General features: G+C 51.5%; 11 protein-coding genes. 2 read left to right on the top strand and 9 right to left on the bottom strand.

From position 1 onward, the window contains the following. Positions 1-98: 98 nt before the first annotated feature. Both ACE41H_RS00715 and ACE41H_RS00710 read right to left on the bottom strand, forming a co-directional pair. Positions 99-2,774 (bottom strand): YhgE/Pip family protein, encoded by a 2,676-nt coding sequence (locus ACE41H_RS00715; protein ID WP_375352571.1) that lies wholly within the window; start codon positions 2,772-2,774, stop codon positions 99-101. A gap of 238 nt (positions 2,775-3,012) precedes the next feature. Beyond that, positions 3,013-4,551: an FAD-dependent oxidoreductase gene (locus ACE41H_RS00710; protein WP_375352570.1), complete on the bottom strand. Its 1,539-nt coding sequence runs from the start codon at positions 4,549-4,551 to the stop codon at positions 3,013-3,015. 357 nt (positions 4,552-4,908) lie between these two features. On the opposite strand from ACE41H_RS00710, the gene ACE41H_RS00705 reads away from it, so the two are divergent. Together ACE41H_RS00705 and ACE41H_RS00700 are read left to right on the top strand one after the other, a co-directional pair. Beyond that, positions 4,909-5,784 (top strand): hypothetical protein, encoded by an 876-nt coding sequence (locus ACE41H_RS00705; RefSeq protein WP_375352568.1) that lies wholly within the window; start codon positions 4,909-4,911, stop codon positions 5,782-5,784. A 229-nt stretch (positions 5,785-6,013) separates the two neighbouring features. Continuing rightward, positions 6,014-6,676, top strand: coding sequence for a hypothetical protein (locus tag ACE41H_RS00700; protein ID WP_375352566.1), 663 nt, complete (start codon positions 6,014-6,016; stop codon positions 6,674-6,676). A gap of 157 nt (positions 6,677-6,833) precedes the next feature. Here ACE41H_RS00700 and ACE41H_RS00695 read toward each other — a convergent pair whose 3' ends face one another. The 7 genes from ACE41H_RS00695 to ACE41H_RS00665 all read right to left on the bottom strand — a co-directional run bounded on the left by ACE41H_RS00695 (position 6,834) and on the right by ACE41H_RS00665 (position 20,997). Next, the gene (locus ACE41H_RS00695; protein ID WP_375352565.1) at positions 6,834-9,623 is read right to left on the bottom strand and encodes an alpha-mannosidase; all 2,790 of its coding nucleotides are present in this window, start codon (positions 9,621-9,623) and stop codon (positions 6,834-6,836) included. A gap of 4 nt (positions 9,624-9,627) precedes the next feature. Next, positions 9,628-12,804 carry a beta-galactosidase gene (locus ACE41H_RS00690; protein WP_375352564.1) on the bottom strand — a complete coding sequence of 1,059 codons (3,177 nt, stop codon included), beginning with the start codon at positions 12,802-12,804 and terminating at the stop codon, positions 9,628-9,630. Beyond that, positions 12,801-14,120 (bottom strand): glycoside hydrolase family 125 protein, encoded by a 1,320-nt coding sequence (locus tag ACE41H_RS00685; RefSeq protein ID WP_375352563.1) that lies wholly within the window; start codon positions 14,118-14,120, stop codon positions 12,801-12,803. The genes ACE41H_RS00690 and ACE41H_RS00685 overlap by 4 nt, the downstream gene beginning before the upstream one ends. Positions 14,121-14,170: 50 nt before the next feature. Continuing rightward, positions 14,171-17,464, bottom strand: coding sequence for an alpha-mannosidase (locus ACE41H_RS00680; protein WP_375352562.1), 3,294 nt, complete (start codon positions 17,462-17,464; stop codon positions 14,171-14,173). Positions 17,465-17,560: 96 nt separating this feature from the next. Further along, positions 17,561-18,478, bottom strand: a complete 918-nt coding sequence (locus ACE41H_RS00675; protein ID WP_375352560.1) for a carbohydrate ABC transporter permease — start codon at positions 18,476-18,478, stop codon at positions 17,561-17,563. 25 nt (positions 18,479-18,503) lie between these two features. Then, entirely contained in the window at positions 18,504-19,433 is a 930-nt protein-coding gene (locus ACE41H_RS00670; protein WP_375352558.1) for an ABC transporter permease, read from the bottom strand. Positions 19,434-19,515: 82 nt separating this feature from the next. Then, positions 19,516-20,997 carry an ABC transporter substrate-binding protein gene (locus ACE41H_RS00665; RefSeq protein ID WP_375352557.1) on the bottom strand — a complete coding sequence of 494 codons (1,482 nt, stop codon included), beginning with the start codon at positions 20,995-20,997 and terminating at the stop codon, positions 19,516-19,518. Positions 20,998-21,136 lie beyond the last annotated feature (139 nt).

Genomic DNA, 21,136 nt, shown 5'->3' with positions numbered 1-21,136 from the left:
TCCTGTTTTTTAAAATTTTAAAACCATCATATCATACGTTCCCACCTTAATTTCAAACCGCCTTGTCTTGTTCACAAAAATAATCTCATCACAGAGAATTACGGAATAAGCCCCGTCTTTTTCGCCTTTTCGGCCATCCGTTTTGTGTATTTGCCAAGCGGCTTTTTCAAGATCAGCGCAACAACGAAGCAGATGACGAGGAACAGGATCAGCATCAGCACATCCTTGATGGCCGTGCGCGGCAGAATGCCTCCGACCATTTCACGCAGCAGGCTGACAGCATACGTGAACGGCACGATTGGATTCAGCATCTGGAAAAAGGCGGTGCTGGTGCTGACCGGGAACGTTCCCCCGGAGCTAGAAAACTGCAGCACCAGGAAAATAACCGCCAGCCCTTTGCCAATGTTGCCAAACACCGAGACTAAGGTATAGGTAATGGCAACAAAAACAAGGCTGATGAGCACCGACGACAATACGAACAACAGCTTGGCATTGACGTAGGTTCCCAGCAAAAACAAATCTCCCAGCGACACGCTTAACGCCTGAAAAATGCCGATGGTCGCAAAGGTCAGATAACGTCCGAAGTAGACCTGATAGCTTTTGTAGCTCCCTTGCGTGTCTTCGACATCAACCTTGAACAGGGATACAAGCAGCATGGCACCGACCCAGATGGACAATGTAGTATAAAACGGCGACATCGCCGAACCATAATTCGGTATCGGATAGAGCCGCTGCTCCTTTAGCTCCACCGGGCTGCCGAGGAAATCGCTCTCCTTCTGCACATCTCCTTTCAGCATCGAGATGAATTGGCCGAGATCGTTCTGCGCTCTGTACTGGCGGATTGCAGCCGCTGCGCGGCTGATAGAGCTCTCAGCACCGGGAAGATCCTCACGCACAAAACCCGCCACCTGATGGATTGCGTTCTCCACCTCGGGAAACTTATTTTCTATCAAATCTGCAAGCCGTTTAAACTGCGCCTCCGCCTGCGGTAAATCGTTGCGTACGAAATCGGCGGCCTCATGGATTTTTTGCTTCACACCAGGCAGATCTTTATTCACAAAATCGGCCGCCTGATTCACTGCCAAAGTGAAATTGTCCATGTTGCCCTGGATGGTGGCGGCCGCTTCATGAAGCCTGTTTCGTACTGCAGGCAGGTCCTTCTTCAGCAGGGTCAGTTCCTTCTGTCCGAATTCGGCGGCCTGCTGCGCATCAGCAAGAATGGTGCTGATTTTCGGCAGTTGCTCCTCTGCCGTCTTCAGCACATCGGCAGCATTCGCAGCGCTGGTCCGCAACTGCTGTAATGCATCCTGGACAGCCGGAACGATTTCCGTATCATAGCGGGATAAAATATCCCCGGTCGCATTGCTGATCTCTCCGGCCAGCTTGTCGGCATTATCCAGCAGATCAGACGCCGGTTTTTTCCCCTGTTGCAAGGCTTGGCCTATGCTTGTCATGACAGTAGACAGGCGCCCGAAACGATCCTGTACCCCATCTATACGGGAAATGGCGGAATTCAGCGGTTGACCCGGCAGATAGGAATTCAGTTCGGTCAACAGCCCGGATATGCGCCCCAGTACCGCCCCTGCCGTATCGATGCGCCCGCTCACCCGGCTCAGCAGAGCGGCGGCTTCATCCGGATCAAAATCCGTGCCTCTGATGATGTCCGTAAGCTGGCTGGTTTCACCGGCAATTTGCTGCGCAAGGATCAGATCCTCTTTAATGATCGGCGCCAGCGAATCAAATGCCGCCTGGTTGTCTGTTAGAAAGCCGGACAAGCTGTCGGCAAAATTACCGCCGCTTTCTGCCACCTGTTCCAGCTTCGGCAGCGCTTCCTGTGCGGCCCCGATGACTTCAAGCGCGGTTTGCAGATCCTTCAGCGCTGTTTCCAGTGTACTCTCCACCTTGCCGAAATTCTGATCAAGCTCTACAATCCGGTCTGCGGCGTTTTGGATCTCAGGCAGCCGCTGTTGGACCAGCAGCACGACCTTGGCTGCTTCATCAAGCAGCGGCAGATTTTCCTCAATCTTCAGCACAAGCTGTCCCGCTTCGTTAATTTCGGGAATACGATCCCGTAGGGCCAATATTTTCTGTCCCTGCTGCTTGATCGCGGGCAGCTTTGCTTCCAGCTCCAACGCCTGATTGCCAAGCTTCTCGATATCCGGCAGCCTGTTGTTCAGCTCCAGCACCTGGTTTTCGATGTTTCTAATGGTGGGCAGTTCCTCTTCAAGCTTGATTCCGGCTTCCTTAAGCTTGCTCAGTACAGCCTCGCTTGCTGATTCAATAAAGTTGCTGCTGATTTGATTGGTCAGCGAGGTTGCGCCGGAGGATGTAATTTTCGTTGCGACCGCATTCAGCTTTTCGTTGACTGTGTACATGATCTGCGGTTTCTGCGGATTTGCGGTCAATATGCTGGCAATCTTGCTGGAAAAATCCTGCGGGATCAGGAGGCTGGCATAATAATCCCCCTCCTCTATCCCTCTTCTGGCTTCCTCGCGGTCCACGAATGTCCACCCAAGTTTGGTATTGTCTTTCAGGCTGTTGATCACTTCATCCCCGATATTAATCTTCGTGCCGTTAACCTCCGCGCCTTGGTCCTCGCTTGTAACAGCCACCTTGATCCCGGAAGTATTGGCATACGGGTCCCACATCGCCTTTAAATTCACCCAGGCATACACTGAAGGCAGAAAAATAATAGCGATAACCAGCAGAACACCTGTGGACACTTTGAATACATTTTTCCAGTCATTTATGTAAATCTGCCAAATGTTCCTCATGCAAGGCACCTTCTTTAGATGTATTTATGTCGCAATTGCACTTGGCAAGCTAATCCGTTCCTTTTCCTTTCTTAACCATATTTTATTTTAACCCATAATGTCCCTGACCATATCGGAAGTTTACCATAAACGCACAAATATACGTAAAGCCCGTTAAATCCTTGATTTTCTCAAGGGATCTAACGGGCTTTTTCTGTTTCATTGATTATTTGCAGAACCCCGGGTTGCCGATACCGCATCAATGGTTCAACACAATATCGTAATCTTTCTGCAGGTAAGCGTAAATTCGTGTGAAATCATCCGGGGTCAATTCCTTCAAGCGCTTATTATGCTCCCGGCCGAGTATAATTCCTATCGTCTGCGCTGCAAGGGCCGTGTTCGGCATGATCCGGGCGCTGCCGTAAGCCTTGATGGAGGCGCCGACGTTTTTGCCTACAACGAGTACGTTGTCATATTCCTTAAGCTCGAAGGAACGAAGCGGCATGCCGTACCGATCAGTCTTCCCGAAGCCAATCCCTTTCGGTATCTTTTGGGTGCCCTGCAGATCAATCGAATAACCGCCGATACTTACGTTATCCCAGAACATGTGGCCATTTTTAACGTCATCATACTGCAGAACATATTCCGTCTCATACCGATTATAATCACGGATATACAAGTACTCCGGAAAACCGTTAAGCTCCGCCTTCTCAAAGCCCGGGATGTTCTTGCGAAGGAACTCCAGCACGAACGGCGCTTCCTCCATTCCTTTGTGTACAGCCTCCTGAACTGACTCGGGAACGGCGGGGTCCACGTCGTAGATCAGCAGCGCATTCATAATGACTTCCCCGTGCTTCTGGTCCACGGTATTCATGCCCCTTAGAATCAGCTGCGGATCCTGCGGCTTGTAATTGCTCAAAATATTGCTGAAGCCTGTTGCAATGTTCCAGTCTACATAGGTATTAGGACCGTATTTCTGCCGCACATTCGTCAACGGATAATCCTCCAGTACAGCCTGGTGCAGCCTGTTCCAGTTGACCTTCTTGAATTTGAGCATGAGTGTGGCTGCCATATAATCAGGGTCATGATTATCCCCAGGATACAGACTCTCCATTCCAGGGATACGCTTGGCCCCCAGTTTACTGGTCAGTGCCGCGAAATCGGTATTCTCCACCCAGTAATTGGCCTGAACCTTATGTATCGCGGCGTCCGGCGTTTGATAGGTCAGCGTGGTTAAGGTCTTTCCCTGCTGCAAGGCGTCCGTCTCCACGGATTGAATCTCAATCCCGCTTTCCATTGGAATACCCTTCACCATCTTGTTGTAATACCGGTCGAATTCAGCCGCTGTGCGGATCTTTCCATTTTTGTAATCATCAAACAAGGGCTTGATCTCCCCTTGGACCAGGCTATGTTTGTTCTTGTCATTCGGCTCGTCCAGAAACTGCATCTGTGCCAGCGTAAGCTCGCCGCCCGGTTTGCTTCTAGGGTCAAGCATCAGCACACGGAGTCCGGAATTCCGCGCTTCTCTGGCAAGAAGCACCCCCTGGATCTCGCTGCCGATCACCACAATATCATACTTCTCGCATCCCTCAGCACATGGATCTGTAGAACTCGTATGACTCGTGGAACTTGTAGGATTTACAGGATTTGCAGGACTCGTATGAATTGCAGGGCCCGCAGGGTTTACACTGCTTACACTTGCCGTTTTCTCTGTCTGGAATGGGGCTGCCCATAATATAAGCAGTACGGCAGCGATTGCTGCACAAATGCTACCCACAGCATAATACCATCTTTTCATGCTTCTCTCTGACTTCCCTTCAAGTGCAGATCCAACAATCAATCATGCTGCTGCCCTTTTTAATTTACCTGGTATTTATTAAGATACTAAATCATAAATTACCCGGAATATACTTCCTGATATCGCAAGAAAAACTACTACTAAACGCGGTCTAGCTTCCTTGAAAGTACGTCGATAGATGTTTTTCTTATATTTTCCCAACTCCCGCATGGTAGCACAGACCTATATGATTTTCAACAAAAACACATGATGTACTGCATTTCATATGCAATTTGTTATGCCGATGAAGTCAGCAGCCATATATGCTAAACTAGGGGAAAAAATGAGACAAGATGAGAAAGGGCGGAATCCAACGTCATGAGTTATACTTTCGGGATTGAACCTGTGCACTACATAACGTTTGAGAATGAAGACGAACTGCTGGACAAATGCAAAACCTGGGGGCTGCTGTCGGACAAAGCCACAAAGCTGAAGACCTTCTATTACAAAGGTAACGGTCTGAATATTACCTGTGAGTTGCTGGGATACGTCGATGGCTTTACAGCAGTTATCCTGCTGGACAATGGACAAAAACACTGCATCCATCCCTCTTATCTGAAAGAAATGCAGGCATCCGGCTATAACGTCAAGACAAGCGGCACGAGAAGTGAGCAGACTGGAGACGAGGAATCACCTGCTGTCAGTCCGATCAATTCAGACAGTTTTACTGCTACCGATGTTCAGAAACAAAAAAGCCTGCAGGCAGATAGCTCTGTTCCCGGTCCTGATGCCACAGCCGCAGGCATTTCCCCGGACTCCCTCCTGGGAGGACCAGTCCGCAGCGAACTTAAGCGTATTTCGGATGAGCCGGACGAAGAGGACATCACGTCTAAAGACAAAACCAATCGTAACAGCCCGGTGAAGTCCAGCGGCACCAAGGCGGCAAAAGCTCCGAAGCTTGATCTGCCCGAGGGCAAGGTAAAAATGACGGCTATTGTCAAGGAATTCACCACAGTACCTAATCATTTCTCGGATAATGACGATGAGGTCATCATCTATGATCAAGTGAAGATCCTTGAGCCGGAGGTGTCGGAGATCGGCACAGCTTGGTCCAGCTACAGCGCCACGATGAAGAAACATGAGCTGATTGAAGGGGACATCCTCACCTTCGATGCCAAAATCATCAAGAAAAAGCTCGTCAAGAACCCGGTTCCATACAAAATCAATAGTCCTTCCAAGATTGAGAAGCAGTGATCTGTTCTCGAAGACCGCGTACCAGAAGACGCTTCCGCATCTGCGGCATCGCAAGCGTCTTTTTTGCGTTACGTTCGCAAAAGCTGTATGCCGGGATCATTTCACTTACCTCCGAAGCAAGTCACCAGAGGCTTGATGTATTTCAGCAGGCGCAGCTCTTTATTTTTAGATTGTCACTTTTTTACGTGTTATGTTATAATCAACTCATATAAAAGAAACGCTGCCCCCCTTGAATTTAGCCAATAATCAGCATTCAGCTTTCCCGTTGCATTACCATCTTAAGCTTTGTGAAGCATCGCAAAAAAGTGATGTGCGGACCATATCTGATTATACGAAAGAAATGTTCAAGGGAATCAGGAGATTCACAACCAGATTAACATTCCAATCTTTTCATGACAAAATTCAAAAAAAGGTGTTGGAATCATTGAGCGAACAAATTTTAACCCAAATTTTAGATGAGCTTAAGTCACTGAATACTCAGGTAGACAGAATTGACTCTCGATTGGACAGCATGGATTCAAGGTTTGATGGTGTTGACTCTCGATTGGATAGCATGGATTCAAGGTTTGATGGTGTTGACTCTCGATTGGACAGTATGGATTCAAGGTTTGATGGTGTTGACTCTCGGTTGGATAGCATGGATTCAAGGTTCAATGGGATTGATTCTCGATTTGATCGCTTGGAGGCGGATGTTAAGGATATCAAGGAGCATACCAAGGATATACCAGCCATCAAGCAAGCTGTATTGGAGAATTTAGCCTTGACCAAGCAGGTCGAATCAGCTCAAGCCAGTTTTGAACGAAAAGTAACCTCTGAGCTGACTACACATGGACACAGCATAGATATTCTGAACCGTCGCCAGTTAAAGCTGGAGGCTGACGTGGAAAGTTAAAAAAAAACGCTAATTTGACGGATACAAGTCTAACATTAGACCTCATAGTCTAATTCCAATAACAAATAAACCTATAAAAACAAAGACGCTTCCCAAACCACTTATCGGTGGAATGGGAAGTGTTTGTTTACATTTAGCTAACAAAACAGGAACAAGGCTATTTATTTTTGGACACACCCACCGTAACGATTTCGCAGGGCCCGGCGTGGATAGAACACCCTGGGGCAGACGATGAATCGATTGCGTGCTTCAGGATGATGCGGTTTCCCTCATCTATTCGCTCCTCCAGAATATTACTCCAGTAAGCCTCCCCGGAGAACAGGTCCCCAGCCGCAGAAGAAGCGGCACTGCAGTTCAACTCAGACTGATGACCACTCATATTGTACCAGCGCAGCATAAGATCACCTGAATCCGGGTTCACCTTGAGCGAAGAGAATGCCAGTCCTGCTCCGCTCCATGCCACTACTGCCGTGTCCGGCGCCCAAGCGCCTGCATGAATCCCGGTCTGCTCCGCCGTCCATGGAATCTGGAATTGATAGGCTTCCGCATAGGCTCCATTTGTTATCCCGTCCCCGTTATGCGGGATAATCTCCAGACGAACCGTGTGCTCGCCAAGACATTGGGCCTCAGGCGTCGGGAACAGCCCCCAATCGCCAAGCTCTCCCACCGCACGAAGCAGAGTTACCGCAATGGTATTTCGTCCATCCTGCAATACTTCGTACTCATTCAGCCCCAGGTTCGCCACCGTCAAACCGGCAGCAGCGTCGCTTACATCCACAAAGGCCTGCTGATGCTGCGTATTGCTCGGATTTTCCCACTCGGGGGCCGGTTTATTTTCGCGAACCACAACCTCGAACATGGAATCCACCTTGTGCGTCGTTGATACAATATCTGTCGGAAACAAAACCCGCAGACGGTGGTCCTTGGCCCCATTATTAAAGGAAGCTTCTACAACCACTCCCTTGCCACCGCGGCTTAAGGAGATCACGGTGCGAATGATCAGCGGAACGGTATGCTTGGAACGCTGTGCGGTCCGCTGTGGGTAATAAATCAGCTCTCTCTGCTCCCGATCCAATACCTCGTCAGCGGATGCGGGGATTTCCCAGTGATGAATAATTTCATAGGCTGCTCTGTACGGTGTGTCCTCCAGCACCCGAATCTCGGCACGAAGCTCACGCGTGGTCAGGGCTTCCGTTCCATCCGGCTGCTTGAACATATACTCATTGCCGATGTCCCCCACATTCTCATAAATCCCAAGCTCCTTATAGATTCGTCCGGTCTGTTTGTCGGTCACCGTGAACGAACCGTTATTCGAGATGTCCACCTTTAGCCATTCATTCTCCATCCCCCGCTTGCCCGCAAGCAACGAAGACGAAGCAGCCAAGGACGTTGCCGCGCTTCCGCTCTTGCGCACCCATGCATACGTTCGCAGACCCAGCGCCGGTACATTCTCCGCTTCAAAAGTAATCCGTACACGTCGGCAACTGTAAGGCTGACGGAAACAGTCGTCCGGCAGATCATAGCCGAACTGCAGACCCAGATCCTCTACCGTACAAGCCACTTCCTTCCCTTCACTGTCCACCAATATACGTCCAGACAAGTCCAGCTCGTTCATGCGCCGGGTCGTCTCGGCAAGCGGCAGCCCTTCGCGGAAATAAAGACGGGCCGCATCCAGCTCCACGCTGAGCACATCGCTGCGTTCCCACCCGGAGGTGTTAAATACCACAAACGGACAGGCATCCTTTCCCCACCGTTCAAATCCTGTGGTGTCCACCTCATCGGCAATGCGGCGTGCGCTATCTGCTATAATCGTTTCTGCCACATGGCGGCTCTTATCGAATCTGGTGACCATCTCCCGGTGTACCTCATCGACACTGCAGCCACATATACTGTCATGCGGATGATTCTGCATCAGCGTCTTCCAGGCATAGGTGAAGCGATCATGCGGGTATTCCTGCCCGAGCAGGTGAGCCAGGGAAGCCAGCGGCTCAGCCACTTTTTCCAGCAATGCTTGACCTGCCTGGTTCATCTGCTTCAAATAGACGCGGGCCGAAGCCGTATTCACCAGCGTTCCCCAGCCATCCGTGCGCTGACTGCGCAGCTCGCCTTTAACCTTGGACAATTCACGATCCAGGGACTGCTCTACAGCAGCAAGATAATCTGCAAAATTGGAATGAACGAACTCGACATCCGGGAACAGCTGCTGCGCCGTACGAATTGCTTCCGGCAAATCCAGCTGAATCGGCTGATGATCACAGCCGTTCATATACAGCAGCTCGCGGGTTGATGCGTATTTCTCGGCATCCGCCAGCTTGCGCCCCCAATACTTGCGGGCCTCCTCCACATCAACAGGGATCTCATTTCCATTGGAATACCAATTGGCAAACAGAATCCCGAGCACCCGTGAGCCGTCAGACCCTTCCCACAGCAGCTCTGAAAAACTGGACTCATAACTTCCGTCCGATACGGTATTGTTGAAGCCCGTTGGTTTCACGCCCCGTCCAAAAAACACATTATCGATGCCCGCTTGCCGCATCAGCTGCGGTGTCTGCCCCACCAAACCGAAGGTGTCAGGATAATAACCAATCTTGGAAGGTGTCCCGTAACGCTTCGCATCTCTGTGCCCCACCTGCATATTCCGCACATTCGCCTCACCGCTCGTAAGAAAAGCATCCTGCAAAATATACCAGGGACCGATGATAATCCGGCCATCCTGAATGTGCTTCACCAGGCGGTCCTTTTGATCCGGCCGCACCTGCAGATAATCCTCAATGATAATGGTCTGCCCGTCGAGGTAAAAGCTTTTGAAATCCGGCCCCTGATCCAAACGATCCAGCAGCGAGTCCATCAGGCTGACCAGACGCATATGGTGCTTCTCATAAGGAAGATACCATTCCCGATCCCAATGCGTGTGTGAGATAATGTGCGCTCTTTTTGCATGGCTCATCAGCCTACTCCACCTCTCTCCCATGTAGTGTAATCTCGACTTCTTCAGGACGATATACGGCCAGGAGCTGGCCATCCGCATCGGTAGCAAACAAAACAGACCGATTCTTCTCCAGCAGAAATTCATAGGAGATACCTGTAACCGTATCTCTGGCATGTACTTGAACAGGCATAGCGTATTCGGACACAAAAATATACAAATTGCCTGCTGCAAAAGCAAGCTTCCGGCCATATACGCCCGCGCATTCGCCTCCCGTAAGCCACTCCAGCTCACTTGTTACCCCTGCGAGTTCGGCAGCATAACGATACAGAGCAGCCAGCGGTTCCTCCCGTCCGTTCAATTCGACTGGCAGCGGGCTCCAGAGAATGCTTCCTTTACCGAACAACACTTGCATCACCCCTGCAGGCTGGCCGTCATTCTGCTCCTGTATCCGTTCCTCCTTGGCTACCTCTGCAATCCGGCGCCGGCCATAGGTCAAACGATGAAGGGCGCCTTGAATATCCAATACTTCTTCACGCTGCACATTGCCCAGCCTGCGTTCACCCAGTATGCCGTCAGCCCGATCCGTCATGCGCCAATAAGCATCCAGACCAAACGGCCCTGTCACCAGCAAATGGCTGCCTGTGTCCTGCACCAGCTGGAGAAGCTGCTCCAATGCGCCGCTATCCAGATTATGTGGACTCGGCACCATGATAAGCTTCGGAGGTTGGGACTGCAGGGATTCCAGATGATACTCGGATGCCGCGCGGAACGGCAGCTTGAGTTCATAGGCCATGACCCGGGTCAATTTTGTTGTCGCCTCATAAGCCAATGCGCGGTTCGAGAAGTCGTTGGAATACGGGAACACCACAGTGATATCCTCCAAACTGCGATCCGTGAACAAATGGGCAATTTGCTGCATAAAACGTCCAAAATCATAAGATACCGCCGCTTCGGGCTTCTCCGTGCCGTCTGCACGCAAAGCGCCAATATGCGATTCATTGGCATTATCCATATAGAAATTCGTGTTCCATATCCACTGTACCGCTCCCGCACCTCCGGTGGCGAAGGCATACGCATACTTGCGCTCCAGCAGGTTATGCAGCTCTTCTTCCGTGCGCTTGGCGCGTCCATCCGGCGTCTCCACATACATGATGCCAGTCTCCTGCACGAGACAAGGCTTATCCGGCGTTTTGGCAAAAATGCCATCCCACACCAGATCATCATTCAGCCACCAGGAATGCACCGTCGTGTAGTCCACTTCCTGCTGATAAAAGAACGGTGAAGGCCGCTGTGCTCCGAGTGCCTCGTCCTGTCCCACGGTAACGAGCTGCTGCGGACACAAATCCTTGATGACGTCTACGAGCTGCTTCGCCCAGACATTGTGCATATCCATGGAAAACAGGCAGTAATCCAGCCATCTGGTGCCTTTTTTGGCCTGATGCATATCCTGCACATCAAAGTTGATGTCCTCCGCCTCCGGAATGACCGCAGCCGCAAAATCCGGGAGCTGCTGCGGCGACATATTCCATGCCTCCTGCAGCGCTTCAATCGTACCGTGCCGCTGTTCCAGCCAGGCCACAAAAGCCTCCTGCTCATAAATATCCCGTGCCGTGCGCGGTCCATTGGAGAAAATGCGGGCAGGGTCAAACATGGACGGCTCATTGATCAGATCCCAGTCCACATTCGTCGTATGCTGATGGCGGCTCACGATGCTGCGAATAAACCGTTTTTGCGCCTCTACGCTCTGCGGGTCCAGATAAGGATTGACTCCTTCCCACGTCTCCGGCGTAAACGAGAAAAAGGTGAACGTAACCTGCAGCCCGTGACGTTTGGCCGTAAGCAGGAAGGCATCAATCGCACGCAGTACCTCCTCGGAGACATGGCCATCGACCTGCATCATATTGCGGTACGCTGTCCATACCCCTGTCCGAATCCAGTTAATGCCTGCGCGGGCCATCTGTGCCATATCGCGGTCCCACACATCCGGATTCGGCAAAAACAGAAACTTCCGCGCCACATCCGAGGCCATATAGGTCATGCCCACAACAGGCATGGCATGATCACCTTTCATAAAATAATCCCGGCCGCGTGTCAAGAGCTCTCCTTCAGCCAGCAGCGCAGCATCCTGCCCCCAGAAGCCCTGACGGAGCATACGCGTCTCACCGCCCGGCCCCTCTGCACGGCAGATGACCCGGTACAGTCCGTTTTGTACATCAAAAGGCAATGAAAAACGCTCAAACCGCTGCTCTCCGGTCACATCGGCACGAAGCGTATGCTCCCATACCAGTTCGGTGTGGTCCTGCTGACCCTGAACTTCACGCTCGATCCGCAATGCAAAGGTCCAGGGCTCAGATTGGCTGCGGCGTTCCTCCCCCCGCTGCAAAATCTGCGTTTGCAGCGTCAATACAGGCCGTTCCCCAAGCTCGTAGGAAGCATAGTTAGACTTAAGCGATATCTCCGTCACGCCGTTCGCACAGAACTCCGCCCATTTCAACAGCTCCGCAGCGCCGCCCTTCTCCCAAAAAGAAGCCGTCAGCGGCTGATTCACAAACATCCATCGTGAGCCCGTAAAGGGGCCGCGTGAATTTTCCCACAGCACGACCGGGGCCGCGATATGCCTGCCATCCTTACTCACGCCGGTAAGCAACGGATAAATCTGGGTGCTCATAGGTCCGGAAGAGCCCATCTGATGCGGCAAATCACTGCTTTTCGTCGTATGAGGCACCAAATTCCAGGTATCTGCCGACTCCAGCAGCTCCTCATAACCAACGAACAGAGGAATCGCCTCGGAGGCAGACAGAGCCGTTACCTTAACAGCCGTTACCTTTAACGCCTCATGAATAAATAACTCCTGATGATAGGCGGTTTGCTCCGCCTCGACGACCCATTGCTGTTCCTGGCGGCGGACCGGCCGTTTGAAGGGCGCTCCGCCGACGTTCAGCAGGCTTCCTCCCCTTTTCAAATAAGTTAAAATGGCCGTCCAGGACGGTTTAGGAAAATAAGGCGCATGCAGATTGACGAAGCAATCCCCGGCTGACATGCCCTCCAGAGCCTCCGTCAGCTCCGCCGCTCCGACTACCCGGACCTGCCCATGTCCGAGTTCTCCCCAAATGCCTGCCTCAGGCAGCGCGGACATCCCCGGAAATCCCGCGTCACAGAAAATAAGAATGCGCCCATTCACAGCGCTTATCTGACTCATAACAAACCTTCCTTCATCGCCTTATAGACCAACTGTGAAAACAGACTGTTGGACCAGGCGAACCATTTGCGGGTGAAGACGGACGGGTCGTCAGCGTGAAAGCCTTCATGCATGTAACCTGTGCCGCCGTCCGTCGCTTCCAGCAGGCGAATCATCTCCAGCTTCTCCTCAGCCGATTGGGCCGTCAGGCCCTGCATGGATAAGCCCATATGCCAGATATAATCCGGCGGTGTATGCGGGCTGCCGAGCCCCTTCGCCACTTTTCCTTCATAATAGAAGGGATTCTCTTTACTGAGCGCAAAACGTCTCGTGTTCTGATAAATCGGATCCTCCGCTGTCGTATAACCCAGATAAGGAATGGATAGCAGTCCGGGGGTGCCCGCATCATCCATCAGGCAATAGTTGCCGAAGCCATCTGTCTCATAGGCGTAAATCGGGCCAAATTCCGGATGACGGTAGATCCCGTAAAGCTGAATCCCGTGCACGACCTCTTCCTCCAGTGCCCTAAGCTCCTGCAGCAAAGCCATATCCCGGAACACCCATTCTGCAAACTCCTGCATCTGCCGCAGGGCTACGACCGCGAACATATTACCCGGAATATTGTAGTGGAAATCACAGGCATCATCGCTGGAACGGAATCCGGACCAGATCAACCCCGTATAGTTCACCGGCATGCCGAGCCCCTTGTTACGCAAAGAATCTGTCGGGATGCCGTTATTGCGTGTGAAGCGGTAAGGAGATAACTGCGCATGATGCTGTTCGGTTTTGAACAGGTCTACGATTTTACGCAGAGCGCCTTTAAAGCTGACATCAAAAATATCCGTTAATCCGGTTTCCTTCCAATATAGATAGGCTAGACGAACGACAAAACATGGCGAGTCAATTTCGAATTTGCGCTCCCATACCCATGGAGACATGTCCGTCTCGTCCGTTGTATTCCAATGCCAGTCGTTTGCCGACTCGTTAAAGGCATTGGCATAAGGATCAATATGAAGATATTGAATATGCCGTTTGATCAGACCGCCGATGATGCGCTGCAGATCCTTGTCTTCCTTGGCCAATGGGATATAATGAATCACTTGCTCTACAGAGTCTCTCAGCCAGGAGGCCGGGATATCTCCGGTAATGACGAAGGTTGTCCCGTCCTCCATCAGCTTGGTGGTCGTCTCCAGTGTGCTCGGAAAACAATTTTTGAATAATTGCAGCAGCTTTGGCCTGTGCTGCAGTTGTTGTTCAGCTTCTTCCAACACTTGCTGAACAGCGCGGGGCAGCTCAAGTGCAGGCATGGGGATCTGGGGTAGTCGGAATTGTTCCATATCTAAAAAATTTGCACTCCTTTTCATCCATCTGTTTAGGCGAGATTAGTTCATTGGATTAGTACCGTTTTGATTTCGTATGGGGCAAAGCTTAGCTCCAACCGGCCGTTCTGCATGGAGATTGGCTCTCCCGGCTCTTCCAGCGCATTCGAGATATAAGCCTGCTCGTAGGGGTAAGGCCACTGCAGTGAGATGCGCTCACGCTTCCCGGAAGATTCGTAAAAACGCAGGATCGTGCCTGTCCCTTCCTCGGCCGTCTTGACCGCATCGAGCACAACATGCTCACTGTCGAAGGAAAGCCATGAACCTGTAGATGTAGCTATACCTGCACCTGTATTTGTGCCTTCCCCTACTCCTGCACCCAAGCGTCCGGATTTTGCAGTCCGGATATGAGCGTCTCCAGCATGGACTGACGCCTGTCGCTCCACAGCGAACACGGGAGCCTCATGATTCAACTCCGCAGCCTGGCGCACGGTATGGGCATAACGCCAATCTCCCTCATGCGGATATAAAGAATAGGTGAAGTCATGCTCGCCCTGGTCTGCCGTTTGGTCCGGCCATTTAGGCGCACGCAGCAGAGACAGACGAATTGTGCTTCCCTGCACATCGTAGCCGTATTTGCAATCATTTAGCAGACTGACTCCATAACCATATTCAGATACATCCACAAAACGGTGCCCGCACACCTCAAACTGGGCCTGCTCCCAGCTCGTATTGCGGTGCGTCGGCCGCTCCAGCGTGCCAAAGGGAATCTCATAGGTGGCTTTCTCAGTCCTCACATCGATAGGAAAACCAACCTTCAACAGCTTATGATCCTCATGCCAGTTCACATGAGTCTTGAAATCAATGCGGCGCTGGTAATGATAAAAAATAATGTCCTGCGTAATTTCAGACCGATGCAGCCGCCAGCGGAAGCGCAGCACATCCTTCGTTGTGCCGGAGAGCAGCAGCCGGGATTCCAGCAATTCAGCTTCACCCGCCGCTTGCTCTTCATACCGTGGATCGATATCCCAGGCATCCCACAGTGTCGGACGGTCGTGGAAGAAATAAAAACGATTCGCCCGCTCACCCGGCTTCAACACCTCACGTTGAGCTGCTTTATCGAACAGGCGGGTCATCTCACCCCGTTCATTGAAGCCTACTTCGTACCATGGCGTCTCCCAGGTATGCATGAAGCTCCGTTCCGACAGCGGCAGAGGTACTTCCTCCTTACGCTCCGAAGCCGGAGCCGGAGGCTCCATCTGCAGCCAAATTGTTTTATAACCAAATGCAGGAATGTCCGGCACGAGCACAGAGACGCCGCCTTCCTCCACATCCACCGCCAGACGCTGTCCTTGGTCATCTAACACGATCCACTGCTTTGTCTGCTGCGGCTGCGGATCTACAGCTCCCACATCTGCAACTCCCGCATCTGCATTTGCAGTTCCCGCATCCACAGCCTCCGCACCAGCCGTTACGTCAGCCGGAATATGAATGACCGTGCTTCGGCTCCAGCCCAGACCATTGAAGACCACGTATGGCGTTGAATTGGCCGGTCCCTCTTCTGTACGAATGGATGGTGCCAGCGCCTTTAGCCCTTCCTGTAAAGCCTGCTGCCCCAGCCTGAACACTTGCTCATACTCTTTATCCGAAGTTACGTAAGATTCAGTGATGGCCGAGCCAGGAATAATATCGTGAAACTGATTGAGCAGGATCAGCTTCCAGCCCTCGTGCAGCATGGAATAGACCTCGCCCCGCTGCTCCTGCCTCATGCCCGGCCAGGCGATCGTATTCCACAGCTCCGCTTCCCGGTACAGCACCTCTGCCTTGCGGTTGTTCCGCTTGTTGCGTCCATGTGTCGTATAGGTGCCCCGATGCAGTTCCAGATACAGATCGCCGTGCCACTCGGGAATGCGCGGCTGCTGCCTCTCTATGCCTGCAAAGAACTCGGCGGCCGTGCTGTAGCGGCTGGCAGGCTGTCCCACCATCAGCTCAGAGCGGTCGATATATTCGAGCATCTCGCGCGTAACCCCGCCGCCGCCGTCACCGTGCCCATAGAGCAGCATTTGCTCGGGATGCACGGCTTTTTCACGATAGGATTGCCAGTGATCATGAATGTCCTTCGGAAGTGTATGCTCGTTCACGCCATGATTGAGGTACGACAGCATTGCCGTGCCGTCAATACCCACCCAATGGAACAGATCATACGGAAACACATTCGTATCATTCCAGCCCAGCTTGGTGGTCATAAAATATTGCACCTTGCCATGCTTCAGAATCTGCGGCAGCGAAGCGCAATAACCGAACGTATCCGGCAACCACTCGATGCGGGAGGTCACACCGAATTCCTCCTGATAAAAGCGCTGGCCGTACAACATCTGGCGCATCAGGGATTCACCGCTCGGAATATTCAGATCAGGCTCCACCCACATGCCTCCGACCAGTTCCCACCGCCCCTCTGCAATTCTTTGCTTCACCCGTGAATACAATTCGGGATCATGCTCCTTGAGAAAGGCGAACAGCAGAGGTTGACTTTGTGTATATTTGTATTCGGGGTACTCATTCATTAGAGCATCCACGGTAGAGAACGTGCGGCTCGTCTTGCGCACCGTCTCCCGCACCGGCCACAGCCAGGCAATATCAATATGAGATTGGCCGACCATATGCTCCAGGCCTTCGGCATGGCCTCCGATGGAACGGACAGCCTGTATGAGCTTCTCTTCAATAAGACGTATGCTTTCGCCTACGCAGACAGCCTCTTCGTTCAGATTGACAAATGCATCCATGGCGGCATACAGCGCTTCAAGCAAGCGCACCCGCCGCAGGTCTGCCTCAGGCAGCAGCACAGCCGAATCCCGTATAACCGTCACGGTATACATCAAGCTCTGCACCGCCGTATTTGGTCTGACCAGGAGACTGCGGATGGAAGTAATGGGCGGCTGAATGACCGCCTGCTGATTCAGAGGATCGACAGGCTCAGGCACCGGATCGAATAATTCAATCTCAAGCTCAGGTGTCATCCCTATACTGGCTGGATCAAGCGTTACATAAGTATGATTACGGTCCAGCCCCTGATAGGAGCGTCCATTTACACGCAGCAGTCCTTCCCCGCCCGACTCAAAGACAAGCCCAAACGAGCCGGATTGCCATTCAGAAGGAACCTCCATGCGCATTTTGAAGAAATAAGTTGTCCCCTGCTCGCTCGGATAATGGTCCGGGCCTTGTCCTTGCGGATAAGGCTCTATATGCCTGTAATCACCCGGTACATTATAGTAAGCCCGCGTAATGTCCCAACCGCGCAGCTCTTGCTGCTCCAGCCACTGCCGTTCGGACAATTCGCGGATAAATCTTTTTATTCGTTCCATAAGTCAAACCTCCCGTACCTGCAACTCGACAGCTTGTGGTTCGTTCACATGTCTGCCTACATTTCCCCTTGAAATCTTCCTGCTTTATGATCTTCCTTATTCCTTGACAGCACCGACGGTAAGTCCCTGCACGAAATAACGCTGGAAGAACGGATATGCAAAAATAATCGGCAATGTGGCCAGCACAACCATCGCCATACGTGACGTATCCTGCGGAATGGATTGCAAGGCCTGCAAACTCATGGCACTGCCCGCCGAATTCTGCTGCAGGAACTGGATGCTGGACTCAATCCGCATCAGCATCGACTGCAGCGGCACTAGCTTGGGATTATCGATATACAAGAGTGCGTTAAACCAATCGTTCCAGTAGCCCAGTGTGCTGAACAAACCAATGGTAGCGAGACCCGGCAGCGACAGCGGAACTACAATTTTCAGAAAAATATAGAACTCCCCGGCCCCGTCAATTTTCCCGGACTCGATAAGGGCATCCGGCACGCTCGTGGAGTAGAAGGTCCGCAGAATCATGATATAAAAAGCATTCATGGCCAGCGGAAGAATCAAGGCCCACAGCGTATCCTTCAGACCGAGCAACTGCGATACGACCATGTACGTAGGAATCATGCCACCGTTAAACAGCATCGTCAAAATGGCAAAAACGGAGAAAAACCGTCTGTAACGGAAGCTTTTGCGTGAAATTGCATAGGCATAAAGCGACATCAGCATCAGGCTGATGATCGTGCCCAGTACGGTAACCAGAATGGTCACCCCGTAGGCACGGAGCAGCGCATCTCCACTCTGCCATACAAACTCATAAGCGGCGAAGCTCCATTCGGCCGGGATCAACCGATAGCCGTCCCGCGCCAATACCTTCTCGTCGGTCAAGGAAATAATGACCACAAACAAAAAAGGAAACACGCATATACAAGCAAACAAACCTGCAATGATATTCAGAATGATGTTCCATCCACGGGATATGTTATGAAAATCCCTTTTTTTGGCAGCAGCCTGCACCATACCGCTCGCTCCTCTCATCTTGTATTTAGAACAGACTGCTGTCTTTATCGATTCTGCGGACAACATAGTTGGAAATGAGGACAAGCACAAAACCGACCACAGACTGATACAGCCCTGCGGCGGTGCTCATGCCGATCTCGCCCGTCGTTTTCAGACCGCGGTATACATAGGTATCAATAACGTTGGTAGCCGCATACAGCGTGCCTGAATCGCGCGGAACCTGATAAAAGAGGCCAAAATCGGCATAGAAAATCCGTCCCACAGCCAGCAGCGTCATAATGATGATGATCGGCGAGAGCAAAGGAATCGTAATGTTGCGAATCTGCTGCCACTTGCTGGCACCGTCGATCATGGCCGCTTCGTAGAGTGACTTGTCGATGCCGAGAATGGAGGCCAGATAAACAATACTGTTGTAGCCAATGGTCTTCCAGAGAGCTACGAATACGAGGATATACGGCCAATACTTCGCCTCCGAGTACCACTGGATCGGCTCGAAGCCAAACCAGCCAATGATCTGATTCAGCATGCCCCGGTCAAAGCTCAGGAAGCTGAATACGAAATAACCGACGATGACCCATGACAGAAAGTAAGGCAGGAACATGCCCGTCTGATAGATTTTGGCCAGCCGTTTGTTGATCAGTTCGGAGAGCAGGATGGCCAAACCCACGGCAAATACGAGGCCCAGAAAAATAATCGCCAGATTGTACAGCAGTGTGTTACGTGTAATCAGCAGTGCGTCATTGTTGCTAAAAATAAATTTGAAGTTATCCCAGCCAACCCAATCACTCTTGGCCAGGCTTGCCCAGAAGCCCTCACGGCTGAAGCGGTACTGTTTGAAGGCTGCGACGGTGCCTACAAGGGGCAAATATGAGAAAAAGAAGAACCACACGGCCCCAGGCAGCACCATGAACAGCATGACTTTATTTTTGAGCAGGTTCTTGAAAAATGCAGCCATTTGTTATCCCTCCTGTAATGGCGTTGATGAATTGCATAAAAGGACCGGGCACACATGCGACCGCCCGATCCTTTCCTATGACTTACTTATTTTCCGCTCTCCAGGCATCAAGCTGGGTTTGGGCTTCGGCCATCACTTTCGGCAGACCCGCCTCATTAAACTTCTCGATCACCTGATCCAGATTCTGCTCAGGATCCAGTGTGCCGGTCATCAGGGCAGCCCAGAATTGCTCCTTCACATTTTGCACGGCTGCGAGCTCTGTAGACACTTTGCTGGCATCGAAGTTGAAGCCCAGGATCGGGGAATTGACGCCTTCGGCATTGAATTTCTTGAATTCGTCCCATTTGTTATCAGGGTCATTGGGATTCAGGTTCAGCAGCATATTGTTGCCGAGTGAATACGACGGCATGTCGTAGTTTTTGGACTCCGGCAGGTTCTCCATATACTTGTCATCAACCTTTTTATAATGGACTCCTTCAATACCGGAATCCACCATATTGCGCAACACAGGGTCGGTGTTCAGCAGATTCAGGAATTGCATCGCTTTCTCCGGATATTCCGAATTGGCCGAGATGGCCATGATGGAGCCCTGTACCGACATATTCGTGATAATCGCATCACTTGCCGGCGTAGTTACGACAGGATAGCCATAACTTGCAGACCACAGATTTTCCGCCAGGGGTTGTGTCTGTGCACGATCCAGGAACCAGTTGCCCGAAGTGGTCAGATCATTGGTTGATCCCGTCGTGGCCGCTTCCGGCGATACATAACCTGCTTTGTAATATTTGTGCATCGTCTTGAGCGCGGCTTTCATTTCGTCTGTTTCGAGAATGTTGACGATCTTGTAATCCTTGGTGTCCAGCTTCACGGCCATCGGCAGATTCTGGATAATATAGTCATACGGCACATAAGGCACATACTGCTTATCCATGGCAAAAGCTGTGATCGTAGGCTCCTTTTCCTTGATCGTCTTCAGCAGCGGCTCCAGACTGTCCAGTGAGCGTACATTCGAGATATCCAGGTTGTATTTGTCCAGCAGCGTTTTATTGAAACGCCATACCTCCTGCTGCGGCAGCTCCTTATTGGCAGGGATGCCGTAATTATGTCCGTCAACCTTGGAGCCGTTCAGGAAGGCTGGATCAACGACCTGTGTCAGCTCCTTACCGTATTGTCCGAGCAGCTCATCCATCTCCAGAAAAGCCCCCTTGCGGGCATTCTGCACATAATCAAATCCACCGGAAGAAGTAAAGAGAATATCCATCGGCTCGCCAGAGGCCACATTGACCTGCATCTTTTGTGCATAGTCGCCCCAATCCACCATTTTCATGGTGACGGTGGCATTGATTTTCTCCTGGGTATACTTGCTGACTTCCTCCATAACCCTGTCCACGTCTTTTTGCGGAGTACCGATGGTGTACCAGATGAGCTCGACCGGTTTTTCGCCACTGGAGCCATCTGCGCCATTGCCATTGCTGCTTCCTCCGCCTCCACAGGCACTCAGGACAAGCACGAGCGACATCAGTGACGCCAGCACGAAGGACAATCGTCTTTTTTTCTTATTCATCGAATTATGATCCTCCCTTTTGCAAAATGCCTTAGCTCTATCGTTTGCTCCTTTAACTGTAACGAATGAAAGCCGTTTCATAAAGAATACAAACTTAATAAATCCGGGTACAAATTAAAGAGAACCCTTGGATTTCTGA

This window comes from Paenibacillus enshidis (assembly GCF_042136365.1).
Lineage (GTDB): Bacteria > Bacillota > Bacilli > Paenibacillales > Paenibacillaceae > Paenibacillus > Paenibacillus enshidis.
The sequence above is the reverse complement of the archived record's forward strand: the minus strand, read 5'-3'. Positions and strand labels throughout refer to the sequence as shown.